General features: G+C 71.4%; 13 protein-coding genes. 11 read left to right on the top strand and 2 right to left on the bottom strand.

The annotated features are described in order from the left end of the window. Positions 1-138: 138 nt before the first annotated feature. Genes ACFVYR_RS28070 through ACFVYR_RS28050 form a run of 5 tightly spaced genes read left to right on the top strand, consistent with a single transcriptional unit; the run spans position 139 to position 7,036 of the window. Complete coding sequence (locus ACFVYR_RS28070) at positions 139-990, top strand: hypothetical protein (RefSeq protein ID WP_384261441.1); 852 nt, start codon at positions 139-141, stop codon at positions 988-990. Then, complete coding sequence (locus ACFVYR_RS28065; protein WP_384261438.1) at positions 980-2,350, top strand: hypothetical protein; 1,371 nt, start codon at positions 980-982, stop codon at positions 2,348-2,350. Before ACFVYR_RS28070 ends, ACFVYR_RS28065 begins: the two co-directional genes overlap by 11 nt. Further along, the gene (locus tag ACFVYR_RS28060; protein ID WP_384261435.1) at positions 2,347-3,906 is read left to right on the top strand and encodes an SCO6880 family protein; all 1,560 of its coding nucleotides are present in this window, start codon (positions 2,347-2,349) and stop codon (positions 3,904-3,906) included. The genes ACFVYR_RS28065 and ACFVYR_RS28060 overlap by 4 nt, the downstream gene beginning before the upstream one ends. 21 nt (positions 3,907-3,927) lie before the next feature. Next, positions 3,928-5,331 carry an ATP-binding protein gene (locus ACFVYR_RS28055; protein ID WP_384261433.1) on the top strand — a complete coding sequence of 468 codons (1,404 nt, stop codon included), beginning with the start codon at positions 3,928-3,930 and terminating at the stop codon, positions 5,329-5,331. Next, entirely contained in the window at positions 5,321-7,036 is a 1,716-nt protein-coding gene (locus tag ACFVYR_RS28050; protein ID WP_384261430.1) for a type IV secretory system conjugative DNA transfer family protein, read from the top strand. The genes ACFVYR_RS28055 and ACFVYR_RS28050 overlap by 11 nt, the downstream gene beginning before the upstream one ends. 162 nt (positions 7,037-7,198) lie before the next feature. On the opposite strand, the gene ACFVYR_RS28045 is transcribed toward ACFVYR_RS28050, so the two are convergent. Beyond that, positions 7,199-7,879 carry a TetR/AcrR family transcriptional regulator gene (locus ACFVYR_RS28045; RefSeq protein ID WP_384261427.1) on the bottom strand — a complete coding sequence of 227 codons (681 nt, stop codon included), beginning with the start codon at positions 7,877-7,879 and terminating at the stop codon, positions 7,199-7,201. A gap of 68 nt (positions 7,880-7,947) precedes the next feature. Here ACFVYR_RS28045 and ACFVYR_RS28040 point away from each other — a divergent pair, with 68 nt between their 5' ends. Together ACFVYR_RS28040 and ACFVYR_RS28035 are read left to right on the top strand one after the other, a co-directional pair. Next, the gene (locus tag ACFVYR_RS28040; protein WP_384261424.1) at positions 7,948-9,558 is read left to right on the top strand and encodes an MFS transporter; all 1,611 of its coding nucleotides are present in this window, start codon (positions 7,948-7,950) and stop codon (positions 9,556-9,558) included. 50 nt (positions 9,559-9,608) lie between these two features. Then, positions 9,609-10,199, top strand: coding sequence for an NADPH-dependent FMN reductase (locus ACFVYR_RS28035; protein WP_384261421.1), 591 nt, complete (start codon positions 9,609-9,611; stop codon positions 10,197-10,199). Between the two features lie 180 nt (positions 10,200-10,379). Here ACFVYR_RS28035 and ACFVYR_RS28030 read toward each other — a convergent pair whose 3' ends face one another. Continuing rightward, the gene (locus tag ACFVYR_RS28030) at positions 10,380-10,943 is read right to left on the bottom strand and encodes a GNAT family N-acetyltransferase (RefSeq protein ID WP_384263891.1); all 564 of its coding nucleotides are present in this window, start codon (positions 10,941-10,943) and stop codon (positions 10,380-10,382) included. A 175-nt stretch (positions 10,944-11,118) separates the two neighbouring features. Between ACFVYR_RS28030 and ACFVYR_RS28025 the strand changes: the two genes are divergently transcribed. The 4 genes from ACFVYR_RS28025 to ACFVYR_RS28010 all read left to right on the top strand — a co-directional run bounded on the left by ACFVYR_RS28025 (position 11,119) and on the right by ACFVYR_RS28010 (position 14,906). Beyond that, positions 11,119-12,063, top strand: a complete 945-nt coding sequence (locus ACFVYR_RS28025) for an ATP-binding cassette domain-containing protein (RefSeq protein ID WP_384263892.1) — start codon at positions 11,119-11,121, stop codon at positions 12,061-12,063. Beyond that, the gene (locus tag ACFVYR_RS28020) at positions 12,060-12,869 is read left to right on the top strand and encodes an ABC transporter permease (RefSeq protein ID WP_384263895.1); all 810 of its coding nucleotides are present in this window, start codon (positions 12,060-12,062) and stop codon (positions 12,867-12,869) included. The genes ACFVYR_RS28025 and ACFVYR_RS28020 overlap by 4 nt, the downstream gene beginning before the upstream one ends. 61 nt (positions 12,870-12,930) lie before the next feature. Then, positions 12,931-14,238, top strand: a complete 1,308-nt coding sequence (locus ACFVYR_RS28015; protein ID WP_384263897.1) for a sensor histidine kinase — start codon at positions 12,931-12,933, stop codon at positions 14,236-14,238. Next, on the top strand, positions 14,235-14,906 hold the full coding sequence (locus tag ACFVYR_RS28010) for a response regulator (protein WP_384263900.1): 672 nt from the start codon (positions 14,235-14,237) through the stop codon (positions 14,904-14,906). Before ACFVYR_RS28015 ends, ACFVYR_RS28010 begins: the two co-directional genes overlap by 4 nt. The last annotated feature ends 143 nt before the right edge of the window (positions 14,907-15,049 follow it).

Genomic DNA, 15,049 nt, shown 5'->3' with positions numbered 1-15,049 from the left:
ATCCGTCGTGCCCACCGGCTGAGGTTGCAACTCCCTGATGTCGAGTCACCACACCGCGCCTGCGCGGAAACCAGCACGGCCACCGTCGTACGTGTCCCGCGCGGCGGCCCAGCGAGAGGTTGAGGGGGCGTACGCGGCATGAGTCCCGACGACGACCGGAAGGACGGCCTCTTCCTCGGCGGCTCCGGGGAGACCCGGACGCGGCTTCCCGAGGGAGACGGCGGGAGCGACGACGTCTACGGCGGCCCGCGCAGATCCTCCCGCTCCGGCGGGCGGACGTCCTCGCGCAGCCTGGTCACGGTCGTCGGCGTCGTGGTCCTGCTCATCGCGGCGATCGCCTTCGCCAACCGTGGAGGGGACGATTCCTCTTCGGGGGGCGGGGACGGCAAGAAGCCGGAGGCGGCCTCCACGGCGCCCTCCGGGGAGAAGCCGGTGGGGGGCAAGAACGCGGGGATCCCGTCGGGGTTCGCCAGGACCCAGCAGGGGGCGCAAAGCGCGGCGTCCAACTACGCGGTGGCGCTTGGCGGCACAGGCATGTTCAAGGCGGACAGCCGCCACGGCATCGTCGACGCCATCTACACCTCCGATGCGGCCACCAAGCTCAGGAAGCCCATGGACGACGCCTATTCGACCAAGTTCCTCGAGCGGCTCGGCCTCGACCCGAAGGGTGACCCCCCGCAGGGCAGCACGTTCGTCTCGCGGACCGTGCCTGTCGGCACCAAGGTCCTGAAGTACAGCAACGACGACGCCAAGGTCTCTGTCTGGTACATGGGGCTACTCGGCATGTCGGGGCAGCGCTCCACCAACCCCGTGAGCTCGACCTGGCAGACCTGGACCTTCGACCTTCGGTGGTCTGGCAACGACTGGAAGATCACCGCGGACTCCCAGGAGAGCGGCCCCACCCCTGTCCCGGGGGATGAGCGAGCGTCGTCATCCGACGACATCAGCAAGGCCATCGAGGAGTACGGAGGCTTCACGTATGCCCGGTAGCCCACGCCGCGTACTCAAGCTCACCGCTGTTGCCGCCTCGGTCCAAGCCGCGCTGATCCTTCTGGCGACCCGTGCCGCCGCGGCACCGGATCCGAAGCCGTCGAACGACCCCTGTGATCTCCTGATCGGTCCTGCCAAGAAGTACTGCCAAAAGGGGCAAGACGGCGGCAGCGGCAGCGGCGACGGCAAATACCCCGCCTCCCCACCCCTCCCCGACTCCCTGGACCCCCTCAGCTCCCTGGCCAAGGGCTGTGCCGACGCCGCGTCCTGGACCGTCGACAAGCTCTCCGAGGCCGTGAAGGAGACCGCGAACGTCGACTTCACGAACCCCAAGTTCCTCCAGCAGTACGCCGTCGTCTTCGCCGCGTCGACCATCCTGACGCTGCTCCTGTGGCTGCTCGCGGTCGCCAAGCGGGCGGTCCGCGGCGTGCCGCTCACCACCGCGCTGTCCGAGGCCATCGGCTTCCTCTGGCTCACCGTCCTCGCCTCCGCCTTCACCCCCCTCATCCTCTACACCGTCGTCTCGGCGGCCGACGGCGTCACGGACGTCATCGCGAAGGCGACGGGCGGTCAGACGGACACGTTCTTCGGGACGTTCTCCGGCGCGCTCAAGAAGGGCGACGACATAGGCGGTGGGCCGATCATGCTGATCGTCGTCTCGCTCGTGTCGATCCTCGCCGCCGGCATCCTCTGGTTGGAGCTGGTGATCAGGGCGGCGCTCCTCTACGTAGGAGCGCTCCTCGGCACCGTCGTGTACGCGGGCCTCGTCGACAAGAACCTGTGGTCGCACGTCCGCCGCTGGGCGGGCATCATGATCGCGGTGATCCTGGTCAAACCGATCATCGTGATCGTGCTCGGTCTCGCCGGGGCGCTCTCCGCCGACGACGGGCCCGACTCCTTCTCGGCGGTCGTCTCCGGGCTGTCGATCATCCTGCTCGCCATCTTCGCGAGCGCCATGATCTACCGCTTCGTCCCCGGCTTCGGCGACGAGATCGCGGGCTCCCGCGACAACCGCATCATGCGCGGCGCCGAGAACAAGGCCGCCGCCGTGATCAGCTCCCCCGCCTCCCTCGTCTCGCAGGGCATCAAGACCCACAGCGCCCGCGGCAACGGCAGCGGCGGCGGCGGCGGTAACCAGGGCAGCGGCGGCCAGGCACGCCCGGCCAACCCCGCGAGCGGCGGCGTCGCCGCCCACAGCGGCCGTCCCTCCGGAGGCGGCGGCCCCTCGAACGGCGGCGGATCCGTCCCCTCCGCCGCACCCCCGCCGCGCAAGAGCAGCGCGACGGACACACCGCACGCGGGCAACCGCGGCGGTTCCCGCACCAGCAGTACCAACCGCACGGGAGGTGAAGGGCGTTGACGACCCAGTCCCACGTGTCCCAACCGGTCGCGCCCCGCCGCACATATCTGATCGGCCGCGCGCGGCCGAACGCGATCGTCGGCAAGAACCGCGAGACCGGGGAGATCGCCCTGATCATCGTGGGGGCGTTCCTCGGCATGATGTGCGGGCTCCTCGTTCCCGTCCTCTCCCTGCGCATCGTCCTGCTGTCCGGCCTGCCGATGCTCGCCATCGCGGCCGTCTACGTCCCGTACAAGGGCCGCACCTTCTACAAGTGGTTCGAGATCAACCGCAGCTACAAGCGGACCCTGAAGCGCGGCACCGGCTACCGCTCGGCCGTCGCCGAGGCCGGCATCCGGCTCGACGGCAGGGAGGTCGAGGTCGGGCCGCCGCCCGGGATCGGCCGGATCAACTGGCTGGCCGCGCCCTTCGGTCCTGACGAGATCGCCGTCCTGCTGCACGCGGACCGGCGCACCGTCACCGCCGCCATCGAGATCGAGGGTCCTGGCGTCGGGCTGCGCGACAGCGAGGACCAGGAGGCCCTCGTCGACCGCTTCGGCACGCTCCTCAAGCACGTCGCGAACGGCGACGGCTTCGTCACCCGTCTGCAGATGCTCGCCCGTACGCTGCCCGCCGACCCCGACGCGCACGCCAAGGACGTCAGCGTACGGGGGGACACGCGGGCGCTTCCGTGGCTCCAGCAGTCCTACGAACAGTTGCAGTCGATGGTGTCGACCAGCAGCGAGCAGCACCGCGCCTACCTCGTCGCCTGCATGCACTACTCCCGCGACCTGGCCGCCGAGGCGCAGGCGATGGCCCGCGCGGCCCGCCCGCAGGGCGGCAGGAAGCTCGACAAGGACGCCGGTCTCGCCGTCGTCATGGCGCGCGAGCTGACCGACATCTGCTCGCGGCTGCAGGAGGCGGACATCCGCGTACGGCAGCCGCTCGGCCAGGGCCGCCTCGCCTCCCTGGTCCACTCCATGTACGACCCCGACCACCCCATCGACCACATCCAGGCGATGACGAAGCGCAACGCCTGGCCGGCCGAGCTCGACGCCATGGAGCCCACCTACCTCCAGGCCAAGACCCGCGAGTCCTCCACCCGCGCCCCCTGGTGCCACGCCACGGCCTGGGTGAAGGAGTGGCCGATGACCCCCGTCGGCGTCAACTTCCTCGCTCCCCTGCTCGTCCACACCCCGGACGTCATCAGGACGGTCGCCGTGACGATGGACCTCGAACCCACGGAGGTCGCCATCGAGCGGATGCTGACCGAGAAGACGAACGACGAGGCCGAGGCCAGTCGGCAGGCCAAGATGAACCGCACGATCGACCCCCGCGACGTCGCCTCGCACTCCCGCCTCGACCAGCGCGGCGAGGATCTGGCGAGCGGCGCGGCCGGCGTCAACCTGGTCGGCTACATCACCGTCTCGTCCCGTTCCCCGGAGGCGCTCGCGCGCGACAAGCGCACCATCCGCGCCTCCGCCGGCAAGTCGTATCTGAAGCTGGAGTGGTGCGACCGCGAGCACCACAGGGCCTTCGTCAACACGCTGCCGTTCGCGACCGGCATCCGACGCTAGACGTAGAGGCAGGCTGCCCAGATGCGGGATCCGCTGACCGTCCTCACGGACGCCTTCACCGCTTTCCTCTTCGGGAAGATCGAGACGACCAGGCTCCCGGTACGTACGTCGACGGGGCAGGCCCAGGCGGTCTACCTCCCGACGGCCGCGCCGGGCCTCGGCGACTCGGGTGTGATCATCGGGCGTGAGGTGTACTCCGGCAAGGGGTACATCTACGACCCGTTCCAGTTGTACGGGCAGCAGTTGCCCGCGCCGCACTGGCTGGTGCTCGGCGAGTCCGGCAACGGCAAGTCGGCTCTGGAGAAGACGTACGTCCTGCGCCAGCTGCGCTTCAAGGACCGCCAGGTCGTCGTCCTCGACGCCCAGGGCGAGGACGGCGTCGGCGAATGGAACCTCATCGCCCAGGAGCTGGGGATAACTCCCATCCGCCTCGACCCGACGGCGGCCCTGGACATGGGCATCCGCCTCAACCCGCTGGACCCGGCGATCACGACGACGGGCCAGCTGGCGCTGCTGCGCACGATCATCGAGGTCGCGATGGGCCACGGCCTGGACGAGCGCTCCGGCTTCGCCCTCAAGGTCGCGCACGCGTACGTGAACGAGACCATCGTGGAGCGCCAGCCCGTCCTGACCGACATCGTCGAGCAGCTGCGCCACCCCGAGCCGGAGTCGGCCGAGGCGATGAACGTGGCCATAGACGACGTCCGGGCGTGGGGCCTTGACGTGGCACTGGTCATCGACCGCCTCGTCGACGGCGACCTGCGGGGCATGTTCGACGGCCCGACGACGGTCGGCATCGACCTCGACGCCCCGCTCATCGTCTTCGACCTGTCCCACATCGACCGGAACTCCATCGCGATGCCGATCCTGATGGCGATCGTGGGCGTCTGGCTGGAGCACACGTGGATCCGGCCGGACCGCAAGAAGCGCATCTTCCTGGTGGAAGAGGCCTGGCACATCATCAACTCCCCCTTCGTGGCGCAGCTCTTCCAGCGGCTGCTGAAGTTCGGCCGACGGCTCGGCCTGTCGTTCGTGGCGGTGGTCCACCACCTCAGCGACGTGGTGGACGGAGCGGCGGCCAAGGAGGCGGCGGCGATCCTGAAGATGGCGTCCACCCGGACCATCTACGCCCAGAAGGCCGACGAGGCGCGGGCGACGGGCCGGGTGCTCGGCCTCCCGAGGTGGGCCGTGGAGATCATTCCCACGCTCACCCCGGGCATCGCGGTGTGGGACGTGAACGGCAACGTCCAGGTGGTCAAACACCTGATCACGGAGACGGAACGCCCGCTGGTCTTCACCGACCGCGCCATGACCGAGTCGTCGGCGGACCTCCCCGACGACGTACCGGCCGACGACGCGATGCGGGCGGCCGAGCTGGAGGCGGCGGAGCGGGCAGCGGCGTACATGGAGCAGCATGCGGGATGACTGGGAACGGGGTGGGCCCCCGCGCGGGCGGGGTCCCCACTCCCACGATCGGGGCGGTACTCAACGGGGCGGCCCTCAACGGGGAGTCCCGGACGGACTGTTGGTCGGCTTCCTCGCGTTCCTCCTCGGGGCGACCGTGCTCGTCTGGACGGCCACGAACCTCGCGGGCCGCTTCGCGCACGGCTCCTGGCCGGAGAACGTCTCCTTCGGCCATACGCCGCCGGCCGTACGCCACCTGGCCGGACAGCCCCATGACCTGGCGGGCGCCTGGCCCCGGACCCCACCGGACCAGCTCTCCGGATACGGCCTCTTCTGGGGCCTGTTCATCGGCCAGCTGATGATCCTGATCGTGCTGACCGTCTTCGTGATGGGCACGGTGGCGCGGTGGCGCGCGGTGCGGAGGGTCCGCCGGGAGGCGGCAGCGGCAGCGGGGGCGGGAGCGGTGGCGGGGGCAGGGGCGTCGGGTGACATGTACAGACCCCGTGCCGGAGGCACGGAGAACACCCCCGTTCCGGCCCAGGAGCCTCGTGCCGGAGGCACGGAGCCGACCGAAGTCCCCGCCCGGCCCGTCCGTGCCGGAGGTGCGGAGAACACTGAGGTCCCCGCCCAAGCCACCCATGCCGGAGGCATGGAGTCGCAGGTGGAAAGGGTCGGCGGGTGGGAGAACCGCGCCGGAGGCGCGGAGAACGGGGCCCCGTCCCCGGCCCGCCCGGCCGGAGGCCCCCGCGCCGGAGGCGCGGAGAACAGCACCCCCTTCCCGTCACCCCCGCCGGGAGGCCCCCTGCTCCTCGGCAGCCCGGCGACCAGACGCCCCCACGCCGTCGAAGCCATCCGCGACGCCGAGGGCGCGGCCCTCGTCCTCACCTCCGACCCCACTCTGTGGGCCGAGACGAAGGACGCCAGGGCCAAGCTCGGCCCCGTCCTGCTCTACGACCCGGCGCACCTGTGCGACACCCCGGCCCGCCTGCACTGGTCGCCCACCGCCGGTTGCCGGGACAAGGAGACGGCGGATCAGCGTGCCGTCGCGCTCCTCGCGCCGATAAGGCCGGCCGCGAAGCTGGACGCCGCCGTGGCGGACACGGCCCGGATCCTGATGCGCAGTTTCCTGCACGCGGCCGCGGTGGGCGACAAGCCCATGAAGGCCGTGCACCGCTGGTCGCAGGGCACCCAGGTGCAAGAGGCGGTACGCATCCTCCGTACGCACCCCAAGGCGTCGTCCGGCGCCGCGGGTGAGCTGGAGGCCGCCCTCACCGCGTATCCGGAACGGCGCGACATCGCCCAGGAGTTGACGGCCCGCGCCCTCTCCGCGCTCTTCACGGTCCACGTACGCGAATCCTGCACACCTAACCGAACTGATGCGCTCACTCTGGATTCCTTTGTGCATGAAGGGGGCACGCTTTTTGTGGTGGGTGAGGCGATCGAGGATCCCAAGTCCCACCAGGGCCCGGGTGCCATGCCCCTCCTCACGGCACTCGCCTCCAGCGTGGTCGAGCACGGCCGGCGCATGGCCGAACGGTCATCCTCCGGTCGGCTCGACCCACCAATGACGCTGGTCCTCGACGACGTCGCCGCCGTGGCGCCGCTGCCGCAACTGCCGGAGCTGCTCGCCGAAGGGGCGAAGCGCGGCCTGCCGACCCTGGCCCTGCTCCGCTCACGGGAACAGGGCAGGGCCCGCTGGCCGGACGCGGAACTACCGACCGGCTAGGGCCGATCTTCCGGACCCGGCCGGGGACCCCGGACCGCGTACGCGAAGTCCCGCTTACGCACGGTCCCCCGCTTACGCACCGTGCCCCGCCTACGCACGGTCCCCCGCCTACGCACGGTGCCCCGCCTACGCACGGTGCCCCGCTTACGCACGGTGCCCCGTTTACGTATGGTCCCCTCGCACCCCGTACACCCGCAGGAAGATCCCCACCCCGTCCCGCACCAGCTCTTCGACCGCCTCCTCCTCCAGCCGCAGCGCCCCGAAGTACGACTCGGCCGTCACGCTGCCGCCCACCAGGAACGCGAAGTGCCGCGCCGCCTTGCGCGCGTTCGCCTCGTCGACGGCGAGCAGGCCCTGCCGCCCCAGCTCCAGGAGCCAGCGCGCCAGCGCCTCCTGGGACGCCCGTGGCCCGATCCGCTGCCATTCCTCAATGACCTCCGCGGGCAGCCGCCCGGCCTCCGGAATGATCTGGCGTACGACGGAGAAGTGCCCGGGGTGCGCCGCGCCCTGCCCGACCCAGTCGCGGGCGAGGTCGAGGAGGTCCTCGTCGACGTCGCGGACCTTGCGCAGATGCCGTTCGAAGAGGGCTTCCGCGGCCTCGGTCACCGACGCCGCGCTCTCCAGCAGCACGGCGCGGAAGAGGCCTTCCTTGTCGCCGAAGTGGTTGTAGATGGTGCGCGTGGAGACGCCGGCCTCGGCCGCGATGGCATCGATGCTCGCCCGCGTGTACCCCTCGCGTCCGAAGACGGTGCGGGCGCCGCTCGTGATGGCCCGGCGCTTCTCCAACATCCCTTTGCGCAGGGGCTTCTGCTCGCCCCCGCCCTGTTCGGTCCTGCTCGCCATCTCACCTCTCCCAGAAAAAATTACAATGACCGTTGTAATTGTTACAACGCTCGTTGTACTTTACTCGCATGCCTACCGAGACCGCTCCACAGGCCCCGCGGCCCGGCATCCGCAGGAGCCACCCCGCCCTGACCCTCCTCGTCGTCCTCCTCGGCATGCTCACGCTGCCGATGGCGATGTCCGGCACCACCGTGGCCCTGCCCCGCATCGGCTCCGACCTCGACGCGTCGGGCGCGGCCCTCCAGTGGGTGGTCGTCGGCTACTTCCTCGCCGCCTCCTCCTTCATGCTCGTCGCGGGCTCGCTCGGCGACATCTTCGGCCGCCGCCGCGTCCTCACCGCGGGCGCCGCGCTCTACTCGGCCGGCACCCTGGGCTCCGCCTTCGCCCACCACATCCTGCTCCTGGACGCCGCCCGCCTGCTCTCCGGCGTGGGCGCCGCGGGCGTCATGGCGAGCGGCGGCTCCCTGCTCGCCGCCACCTTCACCGGAGCCGCCCGGACCAAGGTGTTCGCCGCCCTCGGCACCACGGCGGGCGTCGGCCTCGCCACCGGCCCCACCTTCGCGGGATGGATGGTGGACGGCCTCGGCTGGCGCGCCACGTTCCTCGTCTTCGCCGCCGCCGGAGCCCTCGTCCTCACCGGCACTCGCTTCCTCGCCGAGTCCCGCGCCGACGCCCCGCCGCGCGTCGACAAGGCCGGTGCCGCCACCTTCATCGGCGGGCTCTCCCTGACCCTGTTCGCCGTCACGCAGGGCTCCAAGTCCGGCTGGGCATCGGCGGCCACACTCCTGCCGCTGGCCGTGGGCGCGGCGCTGCTCACCGCCTTCGTACGCGTGGAGAAGCGCCTCGCCACCACCGGCGGCCGGCCCATCCTCGACCTCACCCTGGCCCGCAACCCCGCCTTCCTCGGCTGGTCGCTCGGCGCCTTCGGGCTCGGCGCGGGCACCACCGGCGTCCTCGTCTTCCTGCCCACCTACCTCCAGGGCACCAGCGGCACCTCGGCCCGTGCGGCAGGCCTGATCCTGCTCCTGATGACCGTGCCCGTCCTCGCCCTGCCCCCGCTCGGCGCCCGCCTCGTCAACCGCGGCGTCCCCGCCCGCGGCCTGCTCGTCCTCTCACTGCTCCTGATCGCCGCGGGCAACATCTGGCTGACTACCCTGCACCCGGGCATCTCCACGGCCGCGCTCGCCGGGCCCCTGCTCACCGTCGGCGCCGGGCAGGGCCTGTCCCTCGGCATCATCGACGCCCAGGCGCTCGGCATGGTCGAACCGGCGCAGATCGGCATGGCATCGGGCTTCCTCAACACGGTCCGCGGCGGCACCGGCGCCGTCGTGCTCACCCTCTTCGGCGCGCTGCTGCTCGCCCTGGTGGAATCCCAGGTCGGCTCGGCGGAGCTCGCGGGCCGCATCACGGCCGGCGCGGGCGGCCACGCCGATCAGTTCACCGAGGCGTGGCGGATCACCCTCTGGGTGGTGGCGGGCGTCATCGGCGGGCTCGCACTCGTGGTCCACCGGTTGCTGCGGGTGCGTACGGGAGGACGTACGGCGGAATCCCCGGCCCCGTCACCCGTGCCTACGCCGACACCCGCAGCCGAATTCGGACCCGGCCCCGCAAAGGCACCCGCACCCGCGCCCGCGCCCGCACCCGCACCCGCGCCCGCGCCCGCAGCACAGACGCACTGATCCACCCCCGAACTACTCTTCCGTCACACACCTTTGAGGAGAGCATCACCATGTCCACCACCCCGAACTCCACCCCCCTCCGCCTCGCCGTCATCATCGGTTCCACCCGCGACGGCCGCTTCGGCCCCACCGTCGCCGACTGGTTCACCACCCTCGCCGAGCGGCACACCGGCTACACCCTGGACGTCATCGACGTCGCCGGCCTGGAGCTGCCCTCCGCCCACCCGGACTGGGGCACCGATCGCACACCGGCCCTCACCGCGCTCGCCGAGCGGATCGACGCCGCCGACGCGTACGTGGTCATCACCCCGGAGTACAACCACAGCTTCCCCGGCGCCCTCAAGCACTTCATCGACCTGCACCGCACCGAGTGGGAGGCCAAGCCGGTCGCGTTCGTCTCCTACGGCGGCCACGGCGGGGGCCTGCGCGCCGTCGAACAGCTCCGCCTGGTCTTCGCCGAGCTGCACTGCGTCACGGTCCGCGAGGTCGTCAGCTTCCACAACGCCTGGAACCACTTCGGCGAGGGCGGCCGGGCGTACGACGAGGACGGCGCGGCGGGCGCCGCCAAGGTGATGCTGGACCAGCTGGCCTGGTGGGCGAACGCCCTGCGCACGGCCCGCACGGCACACCCTTACAACTAGGTCGTGAGACAGGCGACCAGGTCGTGAGACAGGCAACCAGGTTGTGAGGCAGGCAACCAGGTTGTGAGACAGGGCCGTCGTGGACGCGCCGTCCGGGCTCGTCCCCGGACGGCGCGTCCCGGCGCCCTGCCGGGCAGGCCTCGAAGCCATCGGCACGACCATCCCGCCCCGCCCCTCCCCTCACTGCCGCTCAGGCCGCCTCAACACCAACTCGTACTCCCGCGCGGAGGGATCCTCCGGCACGGGCACCGTCACCCCGCTGCGTACGAACCCGAACCGGCGGTAGAAGGCCTGCGCCCGCGGATTGGCCTCATGAACGAACAACCGCACCCGCTCAAGGCCCTCCAGGGACCACGCCCACCCGACAGCCGCCTCGAACAGCGCGGCCGTCGCGCCCCCGCTGCCCCGGTGTTCCGGACGCACGTAGACCGCCACGAGATGCCCCTGCCGCTGTGCGATCTCCCCGCCGAAGAAGTCCTCCGTCCCGGCCTCCTCGACCAGGACGGTCACCGAACCCGCCCACACCCCGTGCTCCCCCTCCGCCACGAACTGCCGGCTCCGCAGCCGCCCCGACGTCCCCGACACCCGCTCGCGCCAGAAGGAGTCCGGCCTCGCGGCGGCGTCCTCGTACGTCTCCAGGAAGGCGACCGGCGCCGCGGGGTCCCGCAGCGCGGCGAGGCGGAGCTCCCTGGCCCGCGGCCATTCGTCGGGACGGACGGGACGTACGGCGTACTGATGATCCATGGCGAGATCCTCAGCGACGGCCCGCGCCCGCGCAACGCGATATCCGCATCGCGATCCGCATCGCGATCCGCATCGCGATATCGGGGTCGCCGTCGTACCCGGGTACTACCCGCGTCCGCCCGTACCCGCCCCCGGTCCGACGATCCGCGCCACCGCGAACGCCAGCATCGTAGACATGATCAGGGCATACGGACTGACCAAACACTACGGCGGCAAGCCCGCGAAGAAGGCCGTCGACGACCTCAGCTTCGAGGTCCTCCCCGGCACCGTCACCGGCTTCCTCGGCCCCAACGGCGCGGGCAAGTCCACCACCATGCGCATGCTCCTCGGCCTCGACGCCCCCACCCGTGGCCGCGCCACCATCGGCGACCGCGCCTACGCCACTCACCCGGCGCCCCTGCACGAGGTGGGCGCCCTCCTGGAGGCCCGCTCCATCCACCCGGGCCGTTCCGCGTACCACCACCTGATGGCGCTCGCCCACACGCACTCCATCCCGAAGAGCCGTGTGCACGCGGTCCTCGAACTGGCCGGCATCCACGAGGTCGCCCGCAAGCGCGTCAAGGGCTTCTCCCTCGGCATGGGCCAGCGCCTGGGCATCGCCGCCGCCCTGCTCGGCGACCCGGCCACGGTCATCCTCGACGAACCGGTCAACGGCCTCGATCCCGAGGGCGTCCTGTGGATCCGCAACCTCCTCAAGTCCCTCGCCGCCGAGGGCCGCACCGTCCTCGTCTCCTCCCACCTCATGAGCGAGATGGCGCTGACCGCGGACCACCTGGTGATCATCGGCCGCGGCAAGCTCCTCGCGGACACCACCGTCGAACGCTTCATACGCGAGTCGGGCACCGGCTCCGTCAAGGTCGTCACCCCGGAGGCCGGACTCCTGACCGACCTGCTCGCCGCCCCCGGCGTGCAGGTCACCGGCCTCGCCCACGGCGTCCTCGACGTGCGCGGCACGGACGCCGAGCACATCGGCCGCACCGCCGCGGGCCACGGCATCCCCCTCCTCGAACTCACCCCGCAGCACGCCTCCTTGGAGCAGGCGTTCATGGACCTCACCCGGGACTCCGTCGAGTACGCCGCCCCGACGGGCGCCCCGCGACCCGAAGGAGCAGCGGCATGAGCACCCTCACCACCTCGCCCGCGAAGCCCGCCGCGCCCACCCGGGCCGCGTACCGCCTGAGCACCAAGGGCATCCTCCGCTCCGAGTGGCACAAGCTGTGGACGCTCCGCTCGACGTGGATCACGCTGATCACGGCGGCCGCCCTGGTCCTCGCCATCGGCATCACGATGGGCATCACCTACGACGGGGACGACGCCGAGATCGACACCGTCGTCTTCACCCTCTTCGGCACGCAGCTCTCCCAGATCTGCCTCGCCGTCCTCGGCATCCTCGTCATCGCGGGCGAGTACTCGACAGGCATGATCCGCGCCTCCCTCACCGCCGTCCCGAACCGCCTGCCCGTCCTGTGGTCCAAGGCCGCGGTCTTCACGGGCGTCGCCTTCACCGTGTGCCTGGTGACCAACGTCGGCACGTTCCTGACCGCCCAGATCTGGCTCTCCGACAGCGACAAGAAGCTCTCCCTCGCCGACGACGGCGTTCTCGCCGCCCTCACCACCAGCGCCGCGTCCCTCACCCTGCTCAGCCTCATCGCCCTGGGCCTCGGCGCCCTGCTGCGCTCGGTGCCCGGCGCCATCGGCGCGTTCGTCGGATGCGTGCTGATCCTTCCCGAGGTCGCCGCGATGCTGCCGTTCGGCCCCGTGGAGACCGCCGTCAGCTACTTCCCCGCCCAGGCGGCGAGCTCGCTCGGCTCGGTGGCCCGCGTGGAGGACACCATCGCCCCCGGCACCGCCCTGCTCACGCTCGCCCTCTGGGCCGCGGCGCTCATCGCCGCCGCGTCCGTGCTGCTCAAGCGGCGGGACGTATGACGAAGCGCGGCCCGGGTCCAGCCCCGGGCCGTCGGCCGAAAGCGTGGACGAGGATGGGGCCGTGACCGAGCCCCACCCCCTCACCCGGTACCTCCAACGCTCCACCCAGCGGGTGCGCGCCTTCGACCGGCGCCGCCCGCTGGTCTGGGACGTCCTGGTGACGGGCTTCTTCATCGTCGCCGCCCTCACCGACGGCGCCGGCGGCTGGCGCAACACCGCGGCCGACCCGACCGTGGCGCAGGGCCCCATCGTCCTGATGAGCGTCGGCCTCTCCGCTCCACTGCTGTGGCGCCGCCGCCACCCGCTGGTCGCCCTCGCGGTGATGGCGGCGACGACCGTGGCCAGCAACTGGACCGGCGCCTGGCTTCAGGCCGCCCTGATCCAGTTCATCGTCGTGTTCAACATCGCGCTGCGGCTGCCCCTGAAGACCCTCGGCAGGGCAGCCGCGATGACGGCGCTGCCCATGGTCGTCTGCGCCTTCGCCTACCCGAAGGACAGCTGGGACCAGCTGATCGTGCCCCAGATCTGGTCCTTCGTGGTGGTCGCGCTCGCGGGCATCGCCGTCCGCTCCCGCCGGGACCACACCCAGGCCCTCGTCGAGCGCGCCCTCCGCCTCGAAGTCGAACGCGACCAGCAGGCCCAGCTCGCCACGGCCGCCGAACGCACCCGCATCGCCCGCGAGATGCACGACATCATCGGCCACAACCTCTCCGTCATCACCAGCCTCGCGGACGGCGGTGCGTACGCCGCCGCCAGGTCCCCCGAGCGCGCCGCGCAGGCCCTCGAAGCCATCGGCACGACCAGCCGCCAGGCCCTCTCCGAACTCCGCCGCCTCCTGGACGTCCTGCGCGACGACACCCCGCAGGCCCCCGGCACCGCTACCACCTCCGCCTCCGCCGTCACCGCCGTCACCGCCGCGCGCTCCCCGCAGCCCGCCCTGACCGACCTCGACCAGCTCATCAACGGCGTACGTGCCGCGGGTCTCCCCGTACGCAGCACGGTGCGCGGCCACCCCGACGCGGTTCCCGCGGGACGCCAGCTCACCGTCTACCGCGTCATCCAGGAGGCCCTCACCAACACGCTCAAGCACGCGGGGCCGAACGCCACCGCGACCGTCGACGTGGCCTACACCGACGGCGGCGTCACCGTGGACGTCATGGACACCGGCACGGGCGGCACGGGCGGCACACTCGGCGTCCCGGGGCCGGGCCCTGGTTCAGGCTCCAGTTCCGGGGCCGGGCGCGGGCTCACCGGCATGCGCGAGCGAACTGCCCTGTACGACGGCACACTTGAGGCCGGGCCGCGCCCGGGCCCGCCGGGCGGCTGGCGGGTCCACCTCCATCTCCCGAAGGACAGCGAGACACCGTGACGACCGTTCTCATCGTCGACGACCAGCCCATGCAGCGCTTCGGCTTCCGCATGCTCCTGGAAAGCCAGGACGACATGACGGTGACAGGCGAGGCGGGCAACGGCAGCGAGGCGATCCGCATGACTGCCGAGCTGCACCCCGACGTGGTCCTCATGGACATCCGCATGCCGGGCCTCGACGGCATCGAGGCCACGCGACGCATCACCGCGTCGGGCGACCGCACCCGCGTCCTGATCCTCACGACGTTCGACCTCGACGAGTACGCGTACGACGGGCTGCGCGCCGGCGCCTCCGGATTCCTCATCAAGGACGCGCTGCCCGAGGAACTCCTCTCCGGAATCCGCGCGGTCGCCTCGGGCGACGCCGTGGTGGCGCCCAGCCTCACCCGCCGCCTCCTCGACACCTACGCCGACCGTCTTCCCACGGTCGGCACCGCTCTCGCGGACCCGGCGGATCACCCGCGTCTGGCCTCACTCACGGACCGGGAACGCGAAATCCTCACGGTCATAGGCCAGGGCTGGACGAACGCGGAGATCTCCACCCGTCTGCACCTCGCGGAGTCCACGGTGAAGACGCACGTGGGCCGCATCCTCGCGAAGACGGGAGCGAGGGACAGAGTGCAGGCGGTGATTCTCGCGTACGACACGAGACTGGTGAGCCCGTCGTGAATGGGAAATTCTGGGACTGCGTCGGGCTGCGTCAGCAGAGACCCCGTAAACGCAGAAAACCCCCGCACCATAAGGTGCGGGGGTTTCCCATTCAAAATTAGTTCGGCGGCGTCCTACTCTCCCACAGGGTCCCCCCTGCAGTA

Origin of the sequence: Streptomyces sp. NPDC058284 (genome assembly GCF_042881135.1) — a bacterium.
Lineage (GTDB): Bacteria > Actinomycetota > Actinomycetes > Streptomycetales > Streptomycetaceae > Streptomyces.
This window is presented reverse-complemented; position numbering and strand designations above follow the sequence as displayed.